The organism is Bacillus sp. RE35 (genome assembly GCF_052146655.1).
GTDB classification, from domain to species: Bacteria; Bacillota; Bacilli; order Bacillales; family Bacillaceae_G; genus Bacillus_A; species Bacillus_A cereus.
On record NZ_CP197377.1, the window covers coordinates 854,303 to 879,899 of the forward strand.

Below are 25,597 nucleotides of genomic sequence, written 5' to 3' on the forward strand. Positions count from 1 at the left end.
ATAGGCCCCTCCTTTACTTTGTTAATTTAATAGATACCCTTTTTATTAGGACGTAAACATGTATTATGATTTTTGTATGTAAAAATCATAATTAAAACCTAAAACATGAAGGGGAAGAAAGGGAGTTTGTATAGCACTCTAAGCTTAAGAAAAACAGGAGTAACATACCTAAAGTTTTTAATTAAGTATGAACGATAGGTTTAACATTAAAAAATAAAAAGGCCAAGGAGATCATTTATTTTCTCCTTGGCTTTTAAGATAATTCTTTTCGTTAAAACGAAGAAATGCGTTGCTTCGTTTTTGGTACAATAATAAATTTGATCCAAAGTAACCCGATAATCATAATGATAAGGCTATGTAAAAATTGACCTGTAGCAATGAGTATAACAATTGAAAATACAACAAGTTGAATGCTTAGCAATATAAAGATTAAGTGAAGAAATTGATTCATTCGCTTTTCAGTATCAATTGGATATAATGCTACAATAATATTTCCCGAAAAATATTTCCACAGGGAACGGAGCTGCATAGAAATCATATATAGGACGATATATGCGATAGCGCCTTTTACGTATATGTTTGGTATAAAATATAAGGCGAAAGCACCGATCAATCCTAAGCGAATATATATACCGAAATAATCATTTCCACGTAAAAATGCTAATGTATGTAAATAGAAGAAAGTTGCTCGTTTTTTATGTAATAAAGGTTCAATCCAATTTGTAAGCCATTTTCTTTTATTTACTTGTTTATTCAGTTGCGGAACATCTGTGAAAATGCTAGCAAATTGATAAAAACGAACGTTCATTTTTTCTTCTTGCTCGATTATGTAATCCCACGGTATTCGTTTTGTAGGCTGTTTTTTCGTATATAGAAGTAGGAAAGCAAGTAGTAAGAGTAGTCCGCCCAATATGAGAACATTTGCGGAATAAAACAGCATGTAAATGATTAGGGCGTTACAAGTAATACGAATGATTAGCCATATATTTTTTTCGTGACTATCACGCCACATCCAATGTATGTACATGTTCCAGGCTTTCGTAATCATTAACACGATAAAGATTGTACATAAAAAAGGTACAGTTAATTGCAATGATTGCATAGCAAGTGGAACGAGAATAAGGAACGTAAATAATAATGGGAAAAGCTGCATGATGTAATTGTATAGAAGAGATTTTTTAAAATAAGATGTTAATTTCTCTTCTAGTGCTAGTAAATAGACAGCATCAGGTTTTTGAATAAATGTACGGATAGGGCATCTCGTTATAATGAATGTAAGTACAATCGTTATAATTATTAAAGATATTCCTTTAGAAGGAGATGCTTTTAGAAACTGAGCATAATAATATGCACCAACGCATGAAATAAAGATAAAGCTATATAGTAAACCGTTAATCATACGTGCAAAGTATGTAATGATATTTTGAATATGTTGTTGGAAGCGACTGCTCCATAGCGATTCGATTGACATGTTTTTCACCTCTTTGTTCTATTATATATGTTTTACAAAAGAAAAAACGAGCAAATTGCGTTATGCAACTTGCCCGTTTTTCTTTTCGTTATTTTTTTTCTGATCACGATTCATTAATGGATAGAAAGCAAATCCGATTACGAATAAACCAATTCCGAGAAGGAACGTTTTTATATCGGATGCGCCCGTTTTAATAACCCATAGTGCGTAGCAAAGTGCGATAACTGCGACTATGCCATCTGTAATTCTTGCCCGCATTTCATTTTTATATGTTTCACCAGTTGCGACTAGTTTTAACTGGAAGATTGGTGAAACGAGATATGGAATGAGGTAGGCCAGTGTTGATACGGTAATAACGAATGTATAAGCTTCCGCAATGGTTCCTGATAATGTTGAGAATAGGAATACTTGCGACATAATGTTTGTTAATCGTAATGAGTAAATTGGACTTCCTTTTTTATTTGTTTTCGTGAAGAAGGAAGGGAAGAAACCTTCTTTTGCTGCTTGATAAGGTACTTCTGAGCTTAATAAAATCCAGCCTAAGATAGAACCGAACAGGGAAGTAAGAGCAAGTAATGCCATCAGTTTCCCGCCGCCATGACCCATTGCAGCGTTTAGTGCATCTGCTAATGGACGTTCAGAAGCTTGTAATTTATCAACGTGAAGTACACCCATTGTTAAAATTGTAATTCCTAAGTAGATGGCAACTGTAATAAGTAATCCCGCAACTGTTGCGCGTTTTACCGTTTTTGGAGAAACAGCACGGTTTGATAAAAGAACGGCTGATTCAATTCCGATAAACGCCCAAAGTGTTGTAAGAGCAGCTAAATTCACTTGTGAAAGAAGACCGTGTGATGCCCCTGATTTATCAATCATCGGTGTGTACCATTGTCCAAATTTAGAAGCTTCGAATGCAAATAACGTAACGATGATGAATAAAAGGAATCCAGTTACTTTCGTTGTTGTTGCTAAGAAGTTTAGTTTTCCAGCTCCGCTTACACCGTTTGTTAATATAATATGAGTTCCCCAAAGTAAGATGGAACAAATCGTAAATGTAATTAGTTTTCCGACTTCTACGTTAAACGAACCGATTGAAAATAGTAGTCGCGTATCTTTCATAATTGGGAAGAAGAGTGATAAATATCCCGCAAATGATGTAATGATGGCAACGTTACTTGCCCAGTTTGCAACCCAATATCCCCATACCATACTGAAACCAGCCATTTTTTTCTTTTTTGGTGTTGAGAATAAAGCATATGCATGACTTTGTGGCCCTGTCGTTAAATCAGGACGACGAATTGCTAAATTACCGAAAACAAGAGCTAGCATTAAAACACCAAACCCTGTAGTTAACCAAGCTAAAGTGACACCGAGTGGGCTTGCTGTTTGTGCCAACGTACTTGGCACCATGAAAATACCAGCGCCAACCATGTTACCGACAACGAAAGCTGTTAGTACCCAAAAGCCCCATTTTTTTTGTTGCATAGAAAATACCTCCAAAGTTAGTATAACCAAGTCAAGCGAGGAGATATGTATGTCTTCCTGAGTTAGGAAGAGAAGTCCCAAACAAAACAAAAAAAGCATGTAATTTGCCGCTACATGCTTTCTATCTTATAAGAAACCCACGACATACCTCTCGATAGCTCTCCACAAACGAAACGTTTGTGACAGTTCTGCACTTATTAAATGCAGACCCAGCAAGCGTGCATGGTGGACACGACTTACTTCGGCAACCATTCCTTTCTCATTCCTTCATCAATGCCACTACATCTCCTGAAATGATACTCTTAATGATTGCAACCTCTACCTCACCGAGATACGAATGAGGATTTAAATATTAAATTAACGTCTTTAAGAGTAACAAATGAATTTTTATACGTCAATGGATATAGTAATAATCAGATTATAGAGAAGAGTTTGTGATTAAAAGTAAGAGGGGTTGTTATGTGATATTTGAATTTTCGTAATATAATACATATTATTAGCGCTAGATGATTGAAAAGGGGATGAAGTAAATGTCTGTATGTCATAAACATTCAGTAATAGGTGTGCTAGATTCGGGAGTTGGGGGATTAACAGTTGCGAGCGAAATTATAAGACAATTGCCTAAAGAAAGCATTTATTATATTGGTGATAATAAGCGTTGCCCGTATGGACCAAGAAGTGTAGAGGAGGTGCAATCTTTCGTATTTGAAATGGTTGAGTTTCTCAAACAGTTTCCATTAAAAGCGCTAGTCGTAGCATGTAATACTGCTGCAGCTGCTGCATTGACTGAGCTGCAAGAAGCACTTTCCATTCCAGTTATTGGCGTTATACATCCAGGAGCAAGAGCGGCAATTAAAGTAACAAAGAAAGGGGAAACCGGGGTAATTGGAACTGTAGGTACGATAAAATCTAATATGTATGAAAAAGCATTACACGAGCTGGATACATATTTGGAAGTGCATAGCTATGCTTGCCCGACTTTAGCCACAGTTGTAGAAAATCAATTAGAAGATACAGCATATGTCACGCAGCAAGTGAAACAAGCTTTACTTCCATTAACGAAAGAAGATATAGATACGTTAATTCTTGGATGTACGCATTATCCACTTTTAGAGTCCTATATAAAAAAGGAACTAGGAGAAGATATAACGATTATTAGTTCTGCAGAAGAAACGGCGATAGAGTTAAGCACCATTTTACAGCACAAAGGAATTTTGTCTGACAATCTGAATCCGAAACATCGTTTTTTTACAACGGGATCTGTTTTATCATTTGAACATATTGCTGAGCGATGGCTAGGGTATCAAATTTCTGTAGAATGTGTACATTTGCCTATGAAAAATGCGTGTATGCATAATTAAGATTTAGTAAATTACGTTTTTAAATAAATGAGGTGCGTTTCATAAGAAGGAAAGAATAAGCTTTTAATTGAAATGATTAAGGTCATTTTAATTAAAGGAGAGGTTTGATTATGGAATTATCAAGATCTCAATTATTTGCTTTAGAGTATATTTCAAAATATGCAGAGAACGAAAAACGTGAGGCTAAAGCAACGATTAATCATATACTTAAAATGTCAAATATTACAGATGAAATATTTGAAGAGGCTGTCGCTAATTTAAAATCTCACGCAAGGATTGCTTTACACTTTCATCCAGACAGACTAGATTCGAGTAAGAAAAGTGTTGCTGAAGCACTATTTGAGCAAGGAGTATATAAAAGTCAGTTTGAAACATTGCTATCTAATGGAAGCGTATCTGCTTATCCTGGTGGTGAACGTGACCTTTGGGAAAAGAGAATATTTGGAGGGGCATATCAATTAGAAGGCGTAACGAATGATCAACGTCCAAAATACGGAGCGCTAAATTTAATGTTACATCCAGATGGGCCAGCTCCGCGTTTTGGTTCCTGTTATTTTCTCTTATCTCCAAAAGTTTCTTCGCGTTCTACATATACATATTTAGATTCGCATCAAGATCCGAAAGAAAAGGGGACTTATGAGGAGTTTGATATGATTTTAGCTGCTCTTTTGGAAGAGACATTCGTAAGAGATTTTGCAATTGGTGAAGGAAATTTGACTCCAACAATATTAATTAATCATTTACTGGCTAATCTGAAAGGGCCGTTTATAGATGTAGTAAGCAAAGAGCCAGCCCGTAATCTTAATCATTATATTGAAGCGCAGATTCATGGAGAGATTTCTCTAAAAGAAGACGTGGAAGCGCTTGTTGCAGATCCTTCATTTAAGGGTACGGATGTAGGAAGAGTTTTAGAAGAAATTTGCCTGAAGTATGCTATTGATTTGTATTGGCACATCGGTTTTGTACTTGCGGTAGACGAAGTTCCGATGGATTTTAGAGGTTCAAAAATGCCATCTTTAGCAAGACGCATTGCACGGAATCATTGTATCGATGCAAATATAATTGGCTCTGCTGTAGTGGATTTGAAGTGCAATCCATTATCTTGGAGTGATCGTGGAACTTATGAAGAAGTGCTTCAGGAATTAAAATTATTATGGCATGTTTTAGTTCGATTTGGAAAACCAAATCGGAAGTAGAATGAAATACTTCGTTTTTGGAAGTATTTATATAGAAAAGAAGCTGATCTATTTATAGATCAGCTTCTTTTTATAAGATTAAACTAAGTTTAATACAGTTACTTTTTCACGTGTCATAGACTCAAGGCTCTTACGAATACCTTGTGCGCCCATACCTGAACCTTTTACACCGATGAATGGGAAGTGGTCAGGGCCGCGCTCTGTGCGTCCGTTAATTTGAACAGAACCAGTTTCGATTTTGTTAGCAATTGCAAATGCTTTGTTAATGTCTTTAGTGAAGACACTTGCTTGCAGACCGAACTCTGATTTGTTAGCAATTTCAATTGCTTGTTCATCTGAAGAAACACGGATGATTGGAAGGATTGGGCCGAATGGCTCTTCCCAAGCAACTTTCATCTCTTCTGTTACGTGATCGATTAATGTTGGGTAAATTAAGTTACGCTCACGTTTGTTACCGATAACGATTGTAGCACCTTTTTCTACAGCGTCGTCAACTAAACTTTGAACGAAGTCAGCAGACTTGTCGTCGATTAATGGAACGATTGTGCTATCTTGTTCTGGAGATCCAACTGATAGTTCAGCTACTTGCGCTTTTAATAAGCTAACAAGCTCGTCCGCTACGTTTTCGTGTACAAGTACACGTTTAATAGCTGTACAACGTTGACCAGAGTAAGAGAATGCACCGCTTACGATATGGTTTGCAGCATCTTGTAAGTCAGCATCTTCACGAACGATACCAGGATCTTTACCACCAAGTTCTAATACAAGTGGAATCATTGAAGCTTTTTTCGCTAAATGTTTACCTGTGTTTGTACCACCTGTGAACGATACCATATGGATGCCTTCGTGTTCTACTAAGTAGTCACCAATTACAGAACCGCGTCCTGTAGCTACGTTTACAAGACCTTTTGGAAGGCCAGCTTTATGAAGTGCTTCAACCATTTTAATACCACTAATTGCACCTTGAGTTGCTGGTTTGAAAATAACAGCGTTACCCATAATTAATGCTGGTGCAAGTTTTGCAGCAGATAAGTTTACTGGGTAGTTAAATGGTGCGATTGCTAATACAACACCAAGTGGTGCGCGTTGGATAATCGCAAGCTTAGATTTTGTACCGCCCGGGAAGCTATCGCCCATCATGCTTTCTCCGTGCATATGTAAAGCTTCTTCGATCGTGTAACGAATGAAGTCAGCTGTACGAACAACTTCTTTCTTCGCATCTTTATATCCTTTACCGACTTCTTTCATAATGATATCGGCAATTTCATCCTGCATATTTACGAGCTCATCAGCCCATTTATATAAGTATTTTGCGCGATCTTGTAGGGAAGCTTCAGCCCATGATTTTTGAGCTTCTTTTGCAGATGCAATTGCTTCATCTACTTCTCCGCGAGTAATTGCTTGTACTTGTCCAATTACTTCGTGTAAGTATGGAGATGGAATTTCGATTGTTTCTCCTGAAGAGCTTTCTCTCCATTCTCCGTTTAAATAAAATTTGTACGTATTGCTAGTTGTCATGATTAGTCCTCCTAAAATAGCAACTTGTAAGAGTGAGTATAAGGTGATTGTAGGGGGTTTGATAACATTTTTCAAATGAAATGTTTGTGAAAACGATTTCTTATTCTTTTTTTATTTTGTATGCCCTTTCTTACAGAACATTCCCTTATTTCAAAATGGTGTATCATATATTTTTATTTAAAGTGTGAAAAAATAATTGACAGAATACTCAATAAAGTTGTAAGATTATAAATGGAAAATAAATGAAAGGGGGTGTGCGTAATGATTGTAATCGTAAATGTAATGGGCTTAGCTCTGTTAAATGGCAGAAAACATTCATATCATTACGCAACCCGTACGGATATATAGGGCATCTTTGTCTTATAAGAAGCGTACGTTGCGTATATCGTAACGTACGCTTTTTATGCATTCCTGTGCATATCGTCAAGCGGCGGTATGCTTTTTTTTGTTTATTTTCCCTTGTTTAGTTCCGATAAAAAACTTTGGAAGGTGGAAAAATGTGATGAGATTGTATGGGTTACGAAATGTAAATGTGATAGGTCTGGATAGTGGATAAAGAAATGAGAGGTAAACGAGAACGAGAAGGGAGAGGTTACATTGTTATCAGTATTACTAAAGCTAAAATGGTTTTTTAGGGAGCACTGGAAGAGATATAGTATTGCCATTGGAGCTCTTTTAATTGTGAATATAGTTGAAGTGATTCCCCCGAAAGTGTTAGGGGTTACGATAGATAACATAAAAACAGGAACGTTATCGAACGAAGCTATTATACAGTCTATTCTTATTTTAATAGGGGTTACGATCGTTGGATATGGCCTTACTTTCGTATGGCAACATCAATTGTTTGGCGGTGCATTCGTACTTGAGAAAACGATGCGCTCTAAATTTATGGGGCATTTACTTAAGATGACGCCGACTTTTTATCAAAAAAATCGTACTGGTGATTTAATGGCGAGAGCGACAAATGATTTGAAAGCAATCGCTATGACAGCTGGTTTTGGTATATTAACGCTTGTGGATTCTAGTTTATATATGCTTACGATTGTCTTTATGATGGGGTTTACAATTAGTTGGGAGCTTACATTTGCAGCGCTTATTCCGCTTCCAATTATGGCGTATGCGATGAATATATATGGAAAGAAATTGCATGAAAGATTTACAGTTGCACAAGATGCGTTTGGTGATATGAACGATAAAGTGCTTGAATCAATCGCTGGTGTGCGCGTTATTCGTGCATACGTACAAGAGAATGCAGACGAGGAAAGATTTCATCATTTAGGAGATGACGTCTACGAAAAAAATATGAAGGTAGCAAAGATTGATGCATTATTCCAACCAACTGTGAAAATGCTTGTCGGTCTTAGTTATTTAATCGGCTTAGTGTACGGTGCATACCTTGTGTTCCAGTCAAAGGTGACGCTTGGTGAACTCGTTTCTTTTAACGTGTATTTAGGGATGATGATTTGGCCGATGTTTGCAATTGGGGAATTAATTAATGTTATGCAAAGAGGAAATGCTTCGCTTGACCGTGTGAATGAAACGTTAGCGTATGAGCCAGATGTAAAGAATCCGAAACATCCAAAGCTTGTGCAAGAGCCGGATTATATTCAGTTTGATGATGTGTCTTTCTCATATCCTTCATCAACTGAAGGAAATTTAAAAAAGGTTTCTTTCACATTAAAGCAAGGAGAAACGCTAGGGGTTGTCGGAAAAACAGGAAGCGGGAAAACGACGCTTGTACGTCAGCTTCTTCGCCAATATCCGCTTGGAGATGGAGATATTGCAGTTTCTGATGTGACTTTAGATAAAATGACGAATGAAAATGTACTCGGCTGGATTGGTTATGTACCGCAGGAGCATATTTTGTTCTCAAAAACAGCGCGAGAAAATATTTTATTCGGAAATAGGGAAGCGACTGAAGAAGAACTAGAGAAAGCAATTGAAATTGCTGCGTTTAAAAAGGATTTAGAGTTTTTACCAGAAGGGTTAGAAACGCTCGTTGGAGAGAAAGGTGTTTCTTTATCAGGAGGGCAAAAACAAAGGATCTCGATTGCACGAGCTGTTATTCAAAATCCAGAAATTTTAATTTTGGATGATTCTTTATCAGCTGTAGATGCTCGTACGGAAGCAGCGATCATTGAAAATATAAGAACGGAAAGAAGCGGAAAGACGACGATTATTACGACGCATCGTTTATCTGCAGTGCAACATGCGGATTGGATTCTCGTTATGGATGAAGGCGCAGTTATAGAAGAAGGTACGCATGATCAGCTTATCCAAAAGGGAGGCTGGTATGCTGAGCAGTTTGAAAGACAACAAGGTGAAAGTGAAAGTGCGGATAGTGGGGTGAAAATATGAGCGTTTCAAAACGGTTGTTTCAATACGCGATGAAAGTGAAGGGGACGATTTTTGCTGCGATGTTAATGTTATTTATTTTCGTCATCGCAGAGCTTGCTGGTCCTTTCGTCGCTAAAACGATGATTGACGATCATATCGTCGGGATAGAGAAACCTTGGTATGAAACAGAACAGAGTGAAGATGCTGTTTCGTATAATGGGGCTTTTTATAAGCGAAGTGATCGCTTTGAACAAGGCGAGAAAAAAGGAAAAGAAGTACGCGTAATGCAAGTCGGTTTTCAATATTATTTTGTACCGAATAAAGTAAATGCGGAAGGGTCACGGACTGTAAAAGGGGATATGATTACCGTTCAAAATGGTAAGGCGGTGCAAGTGTATAAAGCGAAAGCATTAACGAAAGAAGAAGTGTTTGCATTTTATAAACCAGAAATAAACCGTCTATTATTACTTGGTGGTGGCTATTTCGCTTTATTAGTAGTCGTGTCATTATTTGCATACGGAAAGCAGTTCTTCTTGCAGAAGGCAGCGAACAAAATTATTCAAATTATGAGGGAAGATGTTTTTTCTCATATTCAAACGTTGCCAATTCGGTACTTTGATCATTTACCGGCGGGGAAAATTGTTTCGCGTGTGACGAATGATACAGAGGCCATTCGTGATTTATATGTAACGGTGCTGGCAACATTCGTTTCTAGTATCATCTATATTATTGGGATATTCGCTGCGTTATTTTTATTAGATGTGAAGCTCGCTTCATTATGTTTATTAATTATCCCAATTTTAATTGTTTGGGCGATTCTTTATAGAAAATATGCGTCTGTATACAATCATAAAATGCGCTCTCGCTTATCTGATATTAACGGAACAGTGAATGAATCCATTCAAGGGATGCCAATTATTCAAGCGTTCCGTCAAGAGCGTGAAACGAAAAAAGAATTTGAAGAATTAAATGGCGATTATTTTAAGTATCAAAATAAAATTTTAAATTTAAATGCAGCAACTTCGCATAACTTAGTAGCCGTATTAAGAAATATCGCTTTCACAGGAGTAATTTGGTATTTCGGCGGTGCGTCATTAAGTGCTACAGGTATTATTTCACTTGGGGTACTGTATGCGTTCGTCGATTATTTAACACGATTATTCTCGCCAATTACGAATATGGTGAACCAGCTTGCAAACTTAGAGCAAGCGCGCGTTGCATCAGAACGTGTCTTTGAATTGTTAGAGGAAAAAGGGGAACCGGTAGAAGAAGAACGTATGCCTCGTTTAAAAGGAAATGTAAAATTTGATAATGTATCATTTTCTTATAATGGAAAAGATGAAGTGTTAAAAAATATTTCTTTTGAAGCGAAACAAGGCGAGACAGTGGCACTTGTCGGTCATACTGGATCAGGAAAAAGTTCTATCATGAATGTACTCTTTCAATTTTATGAGTTTGAAAAAGGAAAGCTTACGATTGATGGTCACGATGTAAAAGAGATGCCGAAACAAGCAACCCGTGAACATATGGGAATCGTACTGCAAGACCCGTTTCTTTTTAGCGGGACGGTCGCTTCCAATGTAAGCTTAGAAAATGAAAAAATTTCAAAAGAGCGTATCATAAAAGCATTGCATGATGTTGGTGCTGAAAGATTTGCGAATAATATAAATGAAGAAATTACAGAAAAGGGAAGTACGCTTTCCACTGGAGAACGTCAGCTTATTTCATTTGCTAGGGCGCTTGCTTTTGATCCAGCTATCTTAATTTTAGATGAAGCAACGTCTAGTATTGATACAGAAACAGAGGCGATGATTCAACAAGCACTAGAAGTTGTAAAAAAAGGAAGAACGACATTTATTATCGCTCACCGCCTTTCAACGATTAAAAGCGCAGATCAAATTATTGTGCTCGATAGAGGAACCATTTTAGAAAAAGGCTCTCATGATGAACTCATGAAAAAGCGGGGGCGTTATTACGATATGTATAAAACGCAAATGGAAGGCAATCAGAGTGCTTAATATGCATGGAGGAGAACTTGTGATTTTCACAAGTTCTTTTTTATTGATGAACATGTCGACTCTTTAGCGAATTACGACAGTTAAATAAGAAGTATTGTTTTACCTTTTTCTCCATAAATGCTATATTAAAAAATGTTACTTATTTTTTGTATGTAGCGTTATTTTTCCCTTTTGTTTGATTATGAAGAAAAAGGATAAACTAAATAAGAACATTTTCATTGAAAAATTGTTCAAGATTGCATACAATCAATATAGTTTTTAAATTCCTATCAGAATACTTGGAGGATTACTATCATGAAGAAATTATTTTCAGTGCTTGCAGTAACTACATTAGCGATCGGGATTGTAGCCGGCTGCGGTAAAGAAGAGAAAAAAGATACAGCTAGTCAAGACGCGTTACAAAAGATTAAACAAAGCGGTGAACTTGTAATTGGTACAGAAGGTACATATCCACCATTTACGTTCCACGATTCAAGCAATAAATTAACTGGATTCGATGTTGAATTAGCAGAAGAAGTTGCAAAACGTTTAGGTGTAAAACCTGTATTTAAAGAAACACAATGGGATAGCTTACTTGCTGGCCTAGATGCAAAACGTTTCGATATGGTTGCAAACGAAGTTGGTATTCGTGAAGATCGTCAAAAGAAATACGATTTCTCTAAACCATACATTTCATCTTCAGCGGCATTAGTTATCGCAAAAGATAAAGATAAGCCTGCTACATTTGCTGATGTAAAAGGGTTAAAAGGAGCACAATCTTTAACGAGTAACTATGCAGATATTGCTAAGAAAAACGGTGCAGAAATCGAAGGTGTAGAAGGATTTAGCCAAGCGGCAGAATTATTAGCTTCAGGACGCGTTGATTTTACAATTAATGATAAGTTATCAGTATTAAATTATTTAGAAACGAAAAAAGATGCAAAAATTAAAATTGTAGATACAGAAAAAGAAGCTTCACAAAGTGGATTCTTATTCCGTAAAGGTAGCGATAAGCTTGTACAAGAAGTAGATAAAGCGTTAGAAGATATGAAAAAAGACGGTACGTATGACAAAATAACGAAAAAATGGTTCGGTGAAAATGTATCTAAGTAGTGCATTAGTTTCAGATCGATTGTCTACTTGGATAGATATTATGCAGACTTCCTTCATGCCTATGCTGAAGGAAGCTGTTTTTACAACAATTCCATTAACGCTTATTACATTTATTATCGGTCTTATACTTGCGACGTTAACAGCGCTCGCACGTATTTCAGGTAGTCGTATTTTACAATGGATTGCTCGTATCTATGTATCTATCATTCGCGGAACACCACTTCTTGTACAGTTATTTATTATTTTCTATGGTCTTCCAACTCTTAATATTGAAGTTGAGCCATATACAGCAGCAGTTGTTGGATTTTCATTAAATGTCGGTGCATATGCATCTGAAATTATTCGTGCTTCTATCCTTTCCATTCCGAAAGGGCAGTGGGAAGCAGCTTATACAATTGGGATGACATATCCACAAGCATTAAAACGTGTTATTTTACCACAAGCAACGCGCGTATCAATCCCGCCGCTTTCAAATACATTTATTAGCTTAGTGAAGGATACTTCATTAGCATCGTTAATTTTAGTAACAGAAATGTTCCGAAAAGCGCAGGAAATTGCGGCGATGAACTACGAGTTTTTAATTGTTTATTTTGAAGCAGGTCTTATTTACTGGGTTATTTGTTTCTTATTATCAATCGTACAACAGATGTTAGAAAAGCGTTCAGAACGCTATACATTAAAATAATCCTTTTACAAAAGGAGTTTTTGTTTTTATGATTTCAATTCAGCACTTACAAAAAAGTTTCGGAGATAATACCGTACTAAAGCATATAGATTTAACAGTTGAGAAGGGCGAGGTTGTTGTTATTATTGGGCCGTCTGGATCTGGTAAAACGACATTCTTACGTTGTCTCAATGTATTAGAAACGCCAAACGCTGGTAATATTCGTATCGGTAATAAAGAGCTTAACTTCTCTCAAAAAGTAACGAAGAAAGATATTGTTAATCTTCGTACGCAAACAGGTATGGTATTCCAGCACCATAATTTATTCCCGCATTTAACAGCACTTCAAAATGTAATGGAAGGGCTCGTTACAGTGAAAAAGATGGGGAAAGAAGAAGCGAAGAAAAAAGCAAACTATTTCCTTGAAAAAGTTGGTTTAGCAGATAAAGTGGATTTATATCCGTTCCAATTATCAGGCGGACAACAACAGCGCGTTGGAATTGCGCGCGCACTTGCGATGGAGCCGGAAGTGTTACTATTTGATGAGCCGACGTCAGCGCTTGATCCTGAACTCGTTCAAGAAGTTCTGAAAGTAATGAAAGAACTTGCTAAAGAGGGCATGACGATGGTTATTGTAACGCACGAAATGCGTTTTGCACATCAAATTGCGAACCGTGTTATTTTCATGGATGGTGGTGTCGTTGTCGAACAAGGTACACCAGAAGAAGTATTTACAAATCCAAAAGAAGAACGCACGAAGAAGTTTTTACAAATGTTGCAATAAATTAAGGAAGGTCTCAAGGCATATGCCTTGAGACCTTTTTGCCATATATATTTATTTGTGGAATCCGCCAAGGCTTTGCTCAGCCATTGCAACTAGACGTTTTGTGATTTCTCCACCAACTGAACCGTTAGCGCGAGCCGTAGAATCTGCTCCTAATTGTACACCAAATTCTTGAGCGATTTCGTACTTCATTTGATCGATTGCAGCTGTTGCACCTGGTACTACTAATTGATTTGAAGAATTTTGGTTTGCCATAGGAATATATCCTCCTTAGAGTTATAAAAGTTTTTTTGGTTGGACTAGCTGGAGTTGAACCAGATTATCGCCCCGGTTGGCGCTAATCCATCGGTAATTAAGTTTGTACTCATAGTATGGATGTTACCTAGAAAGATATACAAAATAATAATTTGTAAATTTTGTCAAAAAAACGTATTGATTTCGTAAATTATGAAATAAGAGTAATCGTTGTATTTTTAAGAAAACAGGCCAAACTAAGGGTGATATTAAATATAATTTTTTCATTGTAGCCTGCTACTTGTAGGCTAATTATTAGCTTCTTATTTATGATTTATTGAAATAAAAATGAAATCGGTAGCAACTTCATAGTTCTATTTTTAAGTAGGGATGGAGTGGGCGCTCCTATGTCTGGATAGGTTGCTCTCTTCACTCTAAAAAAGAGAGGCTTATAAACGATAACGTATGGAGGAATCATGATGGGAATTTGCCCGCTTTGCAACGCATTAGAATCACAAACATATTCTTGTCAAAATTGCCAAAGTATACTCCAAGATTATGGGAAGTCTGTAGATTACATAGACGATTATAGTGCCTATATGGATCAAGAATTATTAAGTGCAGTAGATGGTTTAACGCATAATAATTCAAATGAATATTGCAATCATATTTTTTATTGCAGAGTATGTAACGTGGAAACTGAGGTTGTAGTAAAACTTGTGTAAATAGAAAACTTCCACCTTATTATCTAGGTGGAAGTTTTTGTTTTTGTATTTGTGAGTGAATCATAGGAGAAGGGATATGTTCGGTGTTTGATGAAGCCCCTGATTTTATTTGAGACATTTTTTCTTTTGTATCACGTAAAGAATGTTCAGTTAAGTAGACGGCATATTCGTAAAATAACTGGCGCGTCAGTTCACTTTGCTCTTTTAATTTTTTATCTTGGAATACAGTTCGCCCAGGTTTAGAGTTGGCTTCAAAGAGCCACGGATTTTCCTTTGTGTCTAAACCGATATCAAAACCGATTTCTCCAATATTTCCAGTTACTTGTTCATCGAGCGCGTAACTTATTTGTAAGGCAGTATGTTTTAATTTATTTTCAATTTGAACTTGTTTCGTTGAATCTGGAAAAAGCTCTTGTAATAATTTTGTATCACCGCCACTATTTACGTGCGTTGTTAAACTGCCTTTGCCGGCGATTTTGGCGACGATTGCACTAACTATCCAATTACCGAAATGGTTTTTATTTGTATGAATGCGGAAATCAACAGGTTGCCCATCGAAGCGAAGTAACGAAATACCTTGCTGTACGATAAACTTTTTTAAATCATGTCCTTTTAATACGTGGTTTAGAAGCGTTTCTAATGATTGATACTTTCTCAGTTTATTTTCTTCATTTTCGCGATAACGACAGTAGTAGCAATTCTCTGTTTGAGAATAAAATATTTGATGAATATTTCTACCAAAGCTCCCGTGTATTGGTTTCATGTACACTGATTTATACGTGCCAAGAAACCGTTCTACTTGTTCAAAATGCTGAAATGCTTCTGTATTTGGTAATAAGGGTTTAATTGATTCGTCTTTCGTAAGAAGTTGATGAACTTCCCATTTATTGAAAAAACCTGGGTTAAACCATGGAATGCAGTAGTCTTGTTCTAATTTTCTTTTTGCCCTGACAATTGGTTTATAATTTTCCGCTTGCCGATTCGGTAAGCGATCGTAAATGACATTTGGTAAAGGGACTTTTTTCTTTATCCATTGTTTCTCTTGAAAGAAATATCCTTCAATCGTTTCTTCTTCCCAGTGTATATGTTGAACCCCAAAGACGAATACGAACGGTCGTAATGAGAATGGTGGTGTTAACAACTCACTCAGAGCAATTGAACGATTTCCTAAAGGGGTAGAAGAATCATCGTTAAAGCCAGTTGTAAAAATGCCAATCAATGGTCCGAAAATAATTGTTTGGTTTTGTGTGAATGCATGAATAGTAGTTGATTGAGGCAGTAAAAGTTTTTCGGCAATATGTTTTCCGATAATAATTTCGCGAGTAAAGGAATAATGAATTTTCACCTCTTCACTTGCAATGTGACGTATACCGAAGGATAGGGATGTAATAGGTGGTGTAATAGAAAAAACGTAAGGTAAAGTAATGCTATTTGGATGTTCATCTGAAATGTTTAATGTATATATATGTTCTTTCAAAATAGGTTTACCTCCTTTCATTATGGTGTAAAGCGACTGAATTTAAGTGGTCCGTGAAATATCTTTTCAGCTAATGAATCACTATGACGAATGTATTGTTCGTAAGGAGGAATCGTGTTGACATACATAAGCCAAATTGCGCCTTTTTGATCCATAATTGTGGAAAGTTCTAGTTCGAATAATGAAGAATAAGACTGATCTAGTGTTTGGAATACTTCATTTATAATGTCGTGTAAAGCGTCTTGCAATAGTTGCACACCTGTACTAGATAGTACGTATTTAATTTTTGAAAATGAATGCAATGAATCATCGTCTGTTGCTGAAGGTAAAAGCTGATTAGGAAATGAACTTTTTTGTATAAATTGACCTATAACATTCCAAGTTTGTTCTTTGTTTTTTTGCAAAATAGTTCGAATGTGGAGTGGGTATGTTAATTGATTTGGTGGTTGTAGCATGGTATGCACTATGTAGCGTGATGAACGTATGTTAGATTTACACCAAGATATAAATTCATCTGTCCGCTTGATTGAAAGAGAAGTATGGTATTTTTCATTTACTGTATCGATATGAAACGTTTTATTTTTGTAAGCGACTCGATATAAGTTGTCTTTAGAATGTATATTAGTGGGGCGTATAATAATATCTTTAGATTTTAACAAAAGTTTGAAAATGTTTTGTATCGTTGCCACTTCAAATTTGGGTATATAAGGAGACAGTTTTTTATTAGTAAGAAATAAATCATGTAGTTCACTTAAGTTAATAAGTGTGTTATTTAAAAAGGTAGTGGAAGGACGGTTGTGCAAAGAGTGAATAATTGATTTTGCTTTTTCAAAGTCTGTTTCCTCGTGAAAAGAATAACGATCATATATATAAGAAGGAATAGGGAATGTTTGCTCTTTCCATTTTCCTGTATCTGTATCGTAAATAAGACCAGAAACAAGGTCTGTTTTAGAATCAATACAAAATGGCGTAAACTGGGCAACGACATTATGATAAAGCCGCGCGCGTTTAGCGATTTCGGTGTAATACGTTTGCTCATAATGAAGTTTAGAAGTTAAAAGGCCGAGAACCAACGAAATCACTCCTTTACTACTATTTGCATAATAGGCGAAGCTATATATTGCAAATACGTTTTTATACCATTATACTTTTGTCCGTATGATGATATGCTATAGTTTTGGAGAAGTGAAAGGTTGATTGTAATGAATATATGGTTAAATATGTTAACGACGACAGGACTCGGAGCAATTATTGGGGGATACACGAATCATTTAGCGATAAAAATGTTATTTCGTCCTCATCGTCCTATTTATATCGGAAAGTTTCAAGTTCCATTTACACCAGGGTTAATTCCGAAGCGTCGTGATGAACTTGCTGTTCAATTAGGAAAAATGGTTGTAGAACATTTGTTAACACCAGAAGGAATTGGAAAAAAGCTAACAAATGAAGAGTTTCAAAAAGGTTTAATTCACTGGGCGCAAGTGGAAGTGGATAAAGTAATTACGAATGAACAATCACTGCGACATATGTTAGAAAAATGGAATGTAGCGTATGTAGAAGAAGAAGCGACTCGAAAAATCGAACATGTTATTACAGAAAAAATTCATGCATTTTTAGCAGAGTATTATACATATACATGGGAACAGGCTTTACCTCATTCTGTAAATGAAAAAGTAGAGAATGCGATTCCGAATGTCTCGGCGTTTATTTTAGAGCGAGGAATTAGCTTTTTTGAAAGTGAAGAAGGGAAAGCACGTCTTTCAAAAATGATTGATGATTTCTTTGCTTCTCGCGGAACGCTACTTAACTTAGTCGGAATGTTTTTAGGAAATGTAAGTGTTGTGGATCGTGTGCAGCCAGAAGTTATTAAGTTTTTAGGGCAAGATGCTACAAAGCAGCTTTTAACTGACGTACTACAAAAAGAGTGGGAAAAGTTAAAAGGAAGAGATGTAAAAGAATTAGAAGCATTTGTAGAGAAAGAAATGATTGTAAGCTCCGTGCTGTCAGCAGTTAAAGTAGAGGAAACAGTGAGTAAGTTTTTAAATCAATCTGTTCAGCAAGTATGTGAACCAGTTCGAGAAACAATTATTGAAAAAGTGGTTCCAAGTGCAGTAACGAAAGGCTTAAAGTGGGGAACAGAAAATGTAGAGAGTATACTAAATAATCTACACCTTGCGGAAATTGTCCAGCAAGAAGTGTCTACATTCTCAACAGAAAGATTAGAAGACTTAGTTCTGTCTATTACGAAAAACGAATTGAAAATGATTACGTATTTAGGAGCGTTATTAGGCGGAATGATCGGGCTCGTACAAGGATTGTTACTATTGTTTCTTAGATAATAAGGTGAGTACATAGAAATAAAAGTGAAATTTCTTCACATCTCTTGCATAGTTTGATATGGTAAGAAGAGGTGCGTATGTAAATGCACGTAAAAGGCAGTGCGAGTGAAAAGCGCTAGCCTTCTAAAGGAGGAAAAATAAAATGACAAAGAACATTCATGATGTTGCATATGAATTACAAAAAGCAATCGCTGAAAACGAAGACTTCAAAACTTTAAAAGAGAGCTACGCAGCAGTTCAAGCTGACACAGCTTCAAAGAACTTATTCGATGAGTTCCGTACAATGCAACTTAGCCTACAACAGAAAATGATGCAAGGCCAAGAAATCACTGAAGAAGACAACCAACAAGCACAAGAAGTTGTAGCTCGCATTCAACAAGATGCTAAAATTACAAAATTAATGGAAACTGAGCAACGCCTAAACGTTGTAATCGGTGACGTTAACAAAATTATCATGAAGCCACTTGAAGAATTATATAGCGCGCAACAACAAGCGTAATAGTGGAAGACGCTCCTAGTTTAGGAGTGTCTTTTTTGTTTAGGGAATTTAATAGTTATACCACAAAAACTCCCTTTCAAAATAGCCATTTCTTATTGGTTATTTTGAAAGGGATATGTAACACATCTGTTAATTTTTTTTATTGCTGTTAATTGAAGTTTTAATATTTTTTTCGTTCAAAAACGTTTCAATCTCTTTTTGTTTCCTCCCATTTATTTTCTCAAGGCGTTTTGTAAAAGAAAAATTGGCTTTGAATAAGTTACCATCTTGGGTGAGTTTGTCTAATTCTTGATCTAGCTCTACGAAAATATCCGTAGATGATGACATAAATGCATAGATTTCTTTTGAAGGTTTTTTATAATCAGTAGGTAAATTATTATTACTAATAAACTCATGGAAATTCATATCGTTTTGTTTCGCTAAATCAATTAGTTTTTGTAAATTTTCTTGGTCAGATTCTGTGAAATTCTTATCAGAATTTGTTGAAGCGAGAGGGATAATATTTTCAGATAACTCCCAACTATAATCTATATAATTTTTTATATTTTGTTTCATTTCGTCTTCATTAATAGTTTTGTTTTTCTTTGAGGAACTAAATATATTTTCTGGAACTTTAATAGCAACATCTTTAATAGATTGTACATCGTTTTCTTCCTTAGGTTGTGCACTGTTTGAACAAGCTGATAGAAATAAAAGAGTAAGTAGCATGAGTGAATATAAAGTATATTTCTTCATTTTAATCTCCTTTTACATTCATTAGTGTCTTTGTAAAATAGCAATATTCCATTTCAAATACTTTACTAAAAGTGCATATAGATGTTTTACCATTTGATAAGATATGACGGATATGAGTAAACCGACGCAAAAAGCGATGAACACATTATAAACATCGGAATAACTGATTTGATGAAACCCTTTAAAGAATCCTAATCCTATTAATAAGATAGGTGAAATAATTAATAATGGTGTAGCAATGATAAGTGCTAGAAGAATCGGTAATAAAAAGAGTAGTACGAAAAAGGCGATAAAGATAAAGGCAAAGTTTAAAACACTTAAGCTCATAACAGAAAAAAGTGCAATTATCATATTTTTGAAGCTTCGTTTACTGTCAGCATTGCTTATTGCATAGGAAACAGTAAGTTCTTTAGCAATGGTTTTAGGATTTCCTAGCTTTTTAGAAATTTCCTCTTCAGATATTCCATCTTGTTTACCACTAATAAAATGAGTTTCGTACTCCGAGATAATATCCTCCTTTTCTGAATTAGGCATATTCCGTAGGGAAGAACTAAGTTGTTCTAAAAATTCACTCTTGTTCATAACGATCACTTTCCTTTATAAAATGATGAATTATGGCTGAAAATCCTATCTTTTTTCTAAGCAGCACACACAATCTATATCTACTTTTTGAAAGGAGATATACTAATCGTGAATAAAATTACAAATAATGGGTATTCCATTATTTACAAATATATCACTTACTATTATTCTTTGCAAGGTACTATAAATTTGTTAATAATGTGAATAGGTGGAAGTATTTTTGTACATTTTTAGAAGAGATATAAAAATGTTATTTTAAGATAAACAAAAGGTTGTAAGCGCATTCTTTAAAACTTGTCAAAATAATGTCGAATTCATATTGTTGGAAAAATAATGCATTTGTAATATAATGATAAATGATACTTCACCAGCTTAATTAACTAGGTGAAATTAAAATCTTTATTACACACATTATGAAATAAAGGGTGATTAGTTTTGAGTACAGGTGTAAAAGCAAACGACGTGAAGACAAAAACAAAGGGAGCAGATCTTGTTGTTGATTGTTTAATTAAACAAGGTGTTACACATGTTTTCGGTATTCCAGGAGCAAAGATTGACTCTGTATTTGATGTATTGCAAGAAAGAGGACCAGAGTTAATCGTTTGTCGTCATGAACAAAATGCAGCATTTATGGCAGCTGCTATTGGTAGATTAACAGGGAAACCGGGCGTATGTCTTGTAACTTCAGGACCAGGGACATCAAATTTAGCGACAGGTCTTGTTACTGCGAATGCGGAGAGTGATCCCGTTGTTGCTTTAGCTGGTGCAGTACCGCGTACGGATCGATTAAAACGTACGCATCAATCTATGGATAATGCTGCACTATTCGAACCAATCACAAAATATAGCGTAGAAGTAGAGCATCCTGATAATGTGCCAGAAGCACTTAGTAATGCATTTCGAAGTGCGACTTCCACAAATCCGGGAGCTACTTTAGTAAGTCTTCCGCAAGATGTTATGACTGCGGAAACAACTGTAGAGTCTATCGGTGCGCTTTCTAAGCCACAGCTTGGAATCGCTCCCACACATGATATTACATATGTAGTAGAAAAAATAAAATCAGCGAAATTACCAGTTATTTTACTCGGTATGAGAGCGAGCACAAATGAAGTGACGAAAGCTGTTCGTAAATTAATTGCGGATACAGAACTTCCTGTCGTTGAAACATATCAAGCAGCTGGTGCGATTTCACGTGAGTTAGAAGATCATTTCTTCGGCCGCGTTGGATTATTCCGTAACCAACCAGGTGATATTTTACTAGAAGAAGCAGACCTTGTGATTTCTATCGGTTATGATCCAATCGAGTATGATCCAAAGTTCTGGAATAAACTTGGCGACAGAACGATTATTCATCTTGACGACCATCAAGCAGATATCGACCATGATTACCAACCAGAGCGTGAATTAATTGGTGATATTGCCTTAACGGTAAATAGCATCGCGGAGAAATTACCGAAACTTGTATTAAGTACGAAATCAGAAGCGGTATTAGAACGATTACGCGCAAAATTATCAGAACAAGCAGAAGTTCCAAATCGTCCTTCAGAAGGTGTTACGCATCCACTTCAAGTGATTCGTACACTTCGTTCTTTAATTAGTGACGATACAACTGTTACATGTGACATCGGTTCCCATTCTATTTGGATGGCGAGATGTTTCCGTTCTTATGAACCACGTAGATTATTATTTAGTAACGGCATGCAAACGTTAGGTGTTGCACTTCCTTGGGCAATCGCAGCTACTTTAGTAGAACCAGGTAAAAAAGTAGTTTCCGTATCAGGTGACGGTGGTTTCTTATTCTCAGCGATGGAGTTAGAAACGGCGGTACGTTTAAATTCTCCAATCGTCCATCTTGTTTGGAGAGACGGCACATATGATATGGTTGCATTCCAACAAATGATGAAATACGGCAGAACATCAGCTACAGAGTTTGGCGATGTTGATCTTGTGAAATATGCGGAAAGTTTCGGGGCGTTAGGTCTTCGTGTTAACACGCCTGATGAATTAGAAGGTGTGTTAAAATCCGCGCTAGCAGCAGATGGTCCTGTCATTATTGATATTCCAATTGACTATCGTGACAACATTAAATTAAGCGAAAAATTATTACCAAACCAATTAAACTAATGGAGGCAGATTTGAGATGACTGTTGCGCAATTAATTGATATTGATGCGAAAAAAACGAAAACGAGTAATGAAGTATATCAAACATCTACAATGCTTGCGCTATTAGATGGTATATATGATGGTGTAATTAGCTTTGAAGATTTGAAAAAACATGGTGATTTCGGCATCGGCACATTTGATCAATTAGATGGTGAAATGATTGCATTTGATAATGAATTTTATCATTTACGTTCAGACGGTTCAGCGGAAAAAGTAGAGCCAGAAGAAACAACGCCATTTGCGACTGTAACGTTTTTTGAAAAAGAAATGAGTTATACGGTAGAGCGTCCGATGAATCGTGAAGAAGTTGAAGCGTTATTACATGAATTAATGCCAAGTAAAAACTTGTTTTACGGTATTCGAATGGACGGTACGTTCCGTGAAGTAAGGACGAGAACTGTTCCAAGGCAAGAAAAACCGTATACACCGCTCGTTGAAGTGACGAAATCACAACCAATCTTTTCATTTGAAAATACAGAAGGTACGCTTGCTGGATTTTGGACACCAGATTATGCGCAAGGTATTGGGGTAGCTGGATTCCACTTACATTACATTGATGATGAAAGAAGCGGGGGCGGACATGTTTTCGACTATGTTATAGAAAACTGTACCATCCAAATTTGTCAAAAAGCTCATATGCATTTAGCACTTCCAGAAACAGCTGATTTTATGGCGGCTGAATTATCAAGAGAGAATTTAGAGGATAATATTGCAACTGCGGAAGGTGCAGAGTAAGAGGGAAAGACTGTTCCATTTTGGAACAGTCTTCTTTTATTCGTAATGTTATTATTTGTCGATAAATCTATATTTCTTGTCGAACCGTTGATATATTGTAAGTTACGATAGATATATTCGAAAAATCGTTGATATATTGTAAGTTACGATAGATATATTTGAAAAATTGTTGATATCGCTTATTTTTTTGAAACAAACGGATGTCCCTCATAATAAAAACGCCACGGATAGTGTACAGCTTCTTCTGCATAGTCGATATTAATACGAGGTCCTGCTGTTATTTTATATTGTGATGATATGTGTTCTTCTTTTGGAACTAATTCAATATGTAACGTATCACTTTGTAACGATACACCGCGTTCTTTTAAAGTGATGCCAAGTGCACGGCATAGTTTGCCAGGACCGTTCGTTAAATTTTTGTACTGCGCTTTTGTAATTTCGGTCTTATTGTAGCGCGCTAGTTTTATTTCTGCTATTCCATCTACCGGCTCAAGAGCTCGAATGAGAATACCTTGCGGGGTGCCCACTGGCGCTGTAATAACGTTAAAGCAATGATACATACCGTAAATTAAATATACGTAAGCATGCCCTGGTGCACCAAACATAACTTCTGTGCGATCTGTCCGTCTGCCTCCATAACTATGTGCGGCCTTATCATCTGGGCCTTTATATGCTTCTACTTCTATAATGATTCCGCTTCGCTTTATTCCGTCTACAATATGAACAAGTTTTTGCCCGAGTAATTTTTTTGCGACTTCTAACGTATCGCCTTCATAAAAAGAAGGAGGTGCCTGCATTGTACTATCTCCTTTGCTAAGTGTATATGTATATAGTAAACCAAATTTTCAGTAGTAATTCTAACTCGTTCTATTTGCTACATTTATTTCATAAATTATGGATAGAGTACAACAGCGAAGAGGGGGAGTGCGACATGATTTATCGCTTACTAGCTCTTAATATAGATGGGACATTACTATACAACAATGGAAAAATTGCAAAAGGATTAAGAGAAACAATTGAATTTGTGAAAAGAAAAGATGTATACGTTACGTTATTTACGAGTCGTAATTTTCAATCCGCTCATAAAGTAGCAAAGGCGTTAAAATTAGATTCTATATTAGTGACACATGGTGGTGCTTTCGTTTCAGCAACGTTAGATAAGCCGTACGTTCAAAGAAGATTGTCTGAAGAGAAGACTTTTAACATTGTGCAAGTGTTAGAGCACTTTGATTGTAACGTACGCATTTCTCATGAACGGTTTTCGATAGGAAATCGTGAGAGAAATACACCAAACTTAATTGCGCGCACTGTATTATCAAGCGCAGATCCCTTATTTTATCCAGTTCAATTTGTAGATTCGTTAGGTGACGCGCTTCGTGACCATCCGGTAGCGGCGCCAAAAATTGATGTTCTTTTCCAAACTAAAGGTGAAAAAGAACGCGGGCTAAATACATTAAGAAAAGCGTTCCAAGATGTAGAGTATGTTGAATGTGATTCAAAACGAATAGAAATTTTACCGCAAAATGTATCAAAGTTACGCGGGTTACAATTGCTTGGAGAGCATTTAAATATTTCGCTAAATGAAATGGTTGCGATTGGAGATAGTATGGAAGATTTAGAGGTTATTGAAAACGTGGGACTTGGGGTAGCGATGGGGAACTCGCCTGTAGAATTAAAGCAAGCAGCCGATTGGATTACACGTTCAAATAGTGAAAACGGTGTAGAGTACATGATTAAAGAGCATTTCCGTAAGCAGTTCCCGCTTCCGTTTTTGAAGAATCATAAAAATACACCGAAACGATGAAAGAAAAACGTAGCTTTTTGGCTACGTTTTTTGTTGAGCTTATTAAAAGGAATGAAAACGTTTTAAAATGTGAATTGTGTATGAAATCTATACAATTCACTTGAATCCTTTAGAAAACTAATGTAAAGTGAATGATGTTGTCAAAATAGTTACACCACATGAAATATTCTTCAGATTAATTTTATTGGGCTCCCATACGTAAAAGTATTTCCGCATGACAGTTTAGTTCACGTATTATTTCAAAAATGAATTGTAGTAATTTTATTAAGTAGTTGTAGCGTTCTTTTGTTGTATTTAAATGGATTATTTTAAGTTAATGTGAGTAAGACCTGGTACATATGAAATGTGCTTCTTTTTGTGATTTTAGGAAGTTTAAA

Annotated in this window: 22 protein-coding genes and 1 riboswitch; of the genes, 13 read left to right on the top strand and 9 right to left on the bottom strand. The window is 36.1% G+C overall.

Translation table 11 applies throughout. From position 1 onward, the window contains the following. Window positions 1-271: 271 nt before the first annotated feature. On the bottom strand, window positions 272-1,471 hold the full coding sequence (locus tag ACTL4X_RS04470) for an ABC transporter permease (protein ID WP_071740647.1): 1,200 nt from the start codon (window positions 1,469-1,471) through the stop codon (window positions 272-274). A 60-nt stretch (window positions 1,472-1,531) separates the two neighbouring features. Next, entirely contained in the window at window positions 1,532-2,956 is a 1,425-nt protein-coding gene (locus ACTL4X_RS04475; RefSeq protein WP_001186299.1) for an amino acid permease, read from the bottom strand. Between the two features lie 147 nt (window positions 2,957-3,103). After that, a riboswitch (Lysine riboswitch) is annotated at window positions 3,104-3,285 on the bottom strand. A gap of 201 nt (window positions 3,286-3,486) precedes the next feature. Here ACTL4X_RS04475 and racE point away from each other — a divergent pair. Further along, window positions 3,487-4,317, top strand: coding sequence for a glutamate racemase (gene racE, locus ACTL4X_RS04480; protein ID WP_071740648.1), 831 nt, complete (start codon window positions 3,487-3,489; stop codon window positions 4,315-4,317). Between the two features lie 110 nt (window positions 4,318-4,427). Next, a complete protein-coding gene (locus ACTL4X_RS04485) occupies window positions 4,428-5,513 on the top strand; it encodes a DUF3626 domain-containing protein (RefSeq protein WP_000423678.1) in 1,086 nt (361 codons plus the stop codon). Between the two features lie 78 nt (window positions 5,514-5,591). On the opposite strand, the gene gapN is transcribed toward ACTL4X_RS04485, so the two are convergent. Beyond that, window positions 5,592-7,031: an NADP-dependent glyceraldehyde-3-phosphate dehydrogenase gene (gene gapN, locus ACTL4X_RS04490; RefSeq protein ID WP_071740649.1), complete on the bottom strand. Its 1,440-nt coding sequence runs from the start codon at window positions 7,029-7,031 to the stop codon at window positions 5,592-5,594. Between the two features lie 597 nt (window positions 7,032-7,628). Between gapN and ACTL4X_RS04495 the strand changes: the two genes are divergently transcribed. From ACTL4X_RS04495 to ACTL4X_RS04515, 5 genes are all read left to right on the top strand, one after another. Then, window positions 7,629-9,389 (top strand): ABC transporter ATP-binding protein, encoded by a 1,761-nt coding sequence (locus tag ACTL4X_RS04495; RefSeq protein WP_071740650.1) that lies wholly within the window; start codon window positions 7,629-7,631, stop codon window positions 9,387-9,389. After that, a complete protein-coding gene (locus tag ACTL4X_RS04500; RefSeq protein WP_000116641.1) occupies window positions 9,386-11,386 on the top strand; it encodes an ABC transporter ATP-binding protein in 2,001 nt (666 codons plus the stop codon). The genes ACTL4X_RS04495 and ACTL4X_RS04500 overlap by 4 nt, the downstream gene beginning before the upstream one ends. Before the next feature lie 294 nt (window positions 11,387-11,680). After that, complete coding sequence (locus ACTL4X_RS04505; protein ID WP_000732840.1) at window positions 11,681-12,478, top strand: amino acid ABC transporter substrate-binding protein; 798 nt, start codon at window positions 11,681-11,683, stop codon at window positions 12,476-12,478. Beyond that, window positions 12,465-13,163, top strand: coding sequence for an amino acid ABC transporter permease (locus ACTL4X_RS04510; protein WP_000281501.1), 699 nt, complete (start codon window positions 12,465-12,467; stop codon window positions 13,161-13,163). The genes ACTL4X_RS04505 and ACTL4X_RS04510 overlap by 14 nt, the downstream gene beginning before the upstream one ends. Before the next feature lie 28 nt (window positions 13,164-13,191). Continuing rightward, a complete protein-coding gene (locus ACTL4X_RS04515) occupies window positions 13,192-13,926 on the top strand; it encodes an amino acid ABC transporter ATP-binding protein (protein WP_000623610.1) in 735 nt (244 codons plus the stop codon). 51 nt (window positions 13,927-13,977) lie between these two features. On the opposite strand, the gene sasP is transcribed toward ACTL4X_RS04515, so the two are convergent. Then, entirely contained in the window at window positions 13,978-14,181 is a 204-nt protein-coding gene (gene sasP, locus ACTL4X_RS04520) for a small acid-soluble spore protein, SasP family (protein ID WP_000013338.1), read from the bottom strand. Between the two features lie 458 nt (window positions 14,182-14,639). Between sasP and ACTL4X_RS04525 the strand changes: the two genes are divergently transcribed. Beyond that, complete coding sequence (locus ACTL4X_RS04525; protein WP_000510476.1) at window positions 14,640-14,885, top strand: hypothetical protein; 246 nt, start codon at window positions 14,640-14,642, stop codon at window positions 14,883-14,885. Between the two features lie 19 nt (window positions 14,886-14,904). Here the strand turns inward: ACTL4X_RS04525 and ACTL4X_RS04530 are convergent, their stop codons facing one another. Together ACTL4X_RS04530 and ACTL4X_RS04535 are read right to left on the bottom strand one after the other, a co-directional pair. Beyond that, window positions 14,905-16,362 carry a YheC/YheD family endospore coat-associated protein gene (locus ACTL4X_RS04530; RefSeq protein WP_000658103.1) on the bottom strand — a complete coding sequence of 486 codons (1,458 nt, stop codon included), beginning with the start codon at window positions 16,360-16,362 and terminating at the stop codon, window positions 14,905-14,907. A gap of 20 nt (window positions 16,363-16,382) precedes the next feature. Next, window positions 16,383-17,435 carry a YheC/YheD family endospore coat-associated protein gene (locus tag ACTL4X_RS04535; RefSeq protein ID WP_000242825.1) on the bottom strand — a complete coding sequence of 351 codons (1,053 nt, stop codon included), beginning with the start codon at window positions 17,433-17,435 and terminating at the stop codon, window positions 16,383-16,385. 129 nt (window positions 17,436-17,564) lie between these two features. Here ACTL4X_RS04535 and ACTL4X_RS04540 point away from each other — a divergent pair, with 129 nt between their 5' ends. Beyond that, entirely contained in the window at window positions 17,565-18,701 is a 1,137-nt protein-coding gene (locus tag ACTL4X_RS04540) for a DUF445 domain-containing protein (RefSeq protein ID WP_065381890.1), read from the top strand. A gap of 142 nt (window positions 18,702-18,843) precedes the next feature. After that, a complete protein-coding gene (locus tag ACTL4X_RS04545; RefSeq protein WP_000164614.1) occupies window positions 18,844-19,200 on the top strand; it encodes a YlbF/YmcA family competence regulator in 357 nt (118 codons plus the stop codon). 129 nt (window positions 19,201-19,329) lie between these two features. Here ACTL4X_RS04545 and ACTL4X_RS04550 read toward each other — a convergent pair whose 3' ends face one another. Together ACTL4X_RS04550 and ACTL4X_RS04555 are read right to left on the bottom strand one after the other, a co-directional pair. Then, entirely contained in the window at window positions 19,330-19,935 is a 606-nt protein-coding gene (locus ACTL4X_RS04550; protein WP_000760965.1) for an NDxxF motif lipoprotein, read from the bottom strand. 21 nt (window positions 19,936-19,956) lie between these two features. Then, a complete protein-coding gene (locus ACTL4X_RS04555; RefSeq protein ID WP_001042974.1) occupies window positions 19,957-20,517 on the bottom strand; it encodes an HAAS signaling domain-containing protein in 561 nt (186 codons plus the stop codon). A gap of 435 nt (window positions 20,518-20,952) precedes the next feature. On the opposite strand from ACTL4X_RS04555, the gene alsS reads away from it, so the two are divergent. Both alsS and alsD read left to right on the top strand, forming a co-directional pair. After that, window positions 20,953-22,641, top strand: a complete 1,689-nt coding sequence (gene alsS, locus ACTL4X_RS04560; RefSeq protein WP_071740651.1) for an acetolactate synthase AlsS — start codon at window positions 20,953-20,955, stop codon at window positions 22,639-22,641. 16 nt (window positions 22,642-22,657) lie between these two features. Next, window positions 22,658-23,416, top strand: coding sequence for an alpha-acetolactate decarboxylase (gene alsD / locus ACTL4X_RS04565; protein ID WP_000215024.1), 759 nt, complete (start codon window positions 22,658-22,660; stop codon window positions 23,414-23,416). 179 nt (window positions 23,417-23,595) lie between these two features. On the opposite strand, the gene ACTL4X_RS04570 is transcribed toward alsD, so the two are convergent. Beyond that, the gene (locus ACTL4X_RS04570) at window positions 23,596-24,213 is read right to left on the bottom strand and encodes a DNA-3-methyladenine glycosylase (protein ID WP_071740652.1); all 618 of its coding nucleotides are present in this window, start codon (window positions 24,211-24,213) and stop codon (window positions 23,596-23,598) included. A 134-nt stretch (window positions 24,214-24,347) separates the two neighbouring features. Here ACTL4X_RS04570 and ACTL4X_RS04575 point away from each other — a divergent pair, with 134 nt between their 5' ends. After that, the gene (locus ACTL4X_RS04575; RefSeq protein ID WP_000640431.1) at window positions 24,348-25,220 is read left to right on the top strand and encodes a Cof-type HAD-IIB family hydrolase; all 873 of its coding nucleotides are present in this window, start codon (window positions 24,348-24,350) and stop codon (window positions 25,218-25,220) included. The last annotated feature ends 377 nt before the right edge of the window (window positions 25,221-25,597 follow it).

Excerpts from the sequence above, each read along its gene's own strand:
- ACTL4X_RS04470 (WP_071740647.1), bottom strand. The coding sequence starts at position 1,471 with ATGTCAATCGAATCGCTATGGAGCAGTCGCTTCCAACAACATATTCAA.
- ACTL4X_RS04475 (WP_001186299.1), bottom strand. The coding sequence starts at position 2,956 with ATGCAACAAAAAAAATGGGGCTTTTGGGTACTAACAGCTTTCGTTGTC.
- racE (WP_071740648.1), top strand. The coding sequence starts at position 3,487 with ATGTCTGTATGTCATAAACATTCAGTAATAGGTGTGCTAGATTCGGGA.
- ACTL4X_RS04485 (WP_000423678.1), top strand. The coding sequence starts at position 4,428 with ATGGAATTATCAAGATCTCAATTATTTGCTTTAGAGTATATTTCAAAA.
- gapN (WP_071740649.1), bottom strand. The coding sequence starts at position 7,031 with ATGACAACTAGCAATACGTACAAATTTTATTTAAACGGAGAATGGAGA.
- ACTL4X_RS04500 (WP_000116641.1), top strand. The coding sequence starts at position 9,386 with ATGAGCGTTTCAAAACGGTTGTTTCAATACGCGATGAAAGTGAAGGGG.
- ACTL4X_RS04505 (WP_000732840.1), top strand. The coding sequence starts at position 11,681 with ATGAAGAAATTATTTTCAGTGCTTGCAGTAACTACATTAGCGATCGGG.
- ACTL4X_RS04510 (WP_000281501.1), top strand. The coding sequence starts at position 12,465 with ATGTATCTAAGTAGTGCATTAGTTTCAGATCGATTGTCTACTTGGATA.
- ACTL4X_RS04515 (WP_000623610.1), top strand. The coding sequence starts at position 13,192 with ATGATTTCAATTCAGCACTTACAAAAAAGTTTCGGAGATAATACCGTA.
- sasP (WP_000013338.1), bottom strand. The coding sequence starts at position 14,181 with ATGGCAAACCAAAATTCTTCAAATCAATTAGTAGTACCAGGTGCAACA.
- ACTL4X_RS04525 (WP_000510476.1), top strand. The coding sequence starts at position 14,640 with ATGGGAATTTGCCCGCTTTGCAACGCATTAGAATCACAAACATATTCT.
- ACTL4X_RS04540 (WP_065381890.1), top strand. The coding sequence starts at position 17,565 with ATGAATATATGGTTAAATATGTTAACGACGACAGGACTCGGAGCAATT.
- ACTL4X_RS04545 (WP_000164614.1), top strand. The coding sequence starts at position 18,844 with ATGACAAAGAACATTCATGATGTTGCATATGAATTACAAAAAGCAATC.
- ACTL4X_RS04550 (WP_000760965.1), bottom strand. The coding sequence starts at position 19,935 with ATGAAGAAATATACTTTATATTCACTCATGCTACTTACTCTTTTATTT.
- ACTL4X_RS04555 (WP_001042974.1), bottom strand. The coding sequence starts at position 20,517 with ATGAACAAGAGTGAATTTTTAGAACAACTTAGTTCTTCCCTACGGAAT.
- alsD (WP_000215024.1), top strand. The coding sequence starts at position 22,658 with ATGACTGTTGCGCAATTAATTGATATTGATGCGAAAAAAACGAAAACG.
- ACTL4X_RS04570 (WP_071740652.1), bottom strand. The coding sequence starts at position 24,213 with ATGCAGGCACCTCCTTCTTTTTATGAAGGCGATACGTTAGAAGTCGCA.
- ACTL4X_RS04575 (WP_000640431.1), top strand. The coding sequence starts at position 24,348 with ATGATTTATCGCTTACTAGCTCTTAATATAGATGGGACATTACTATAC.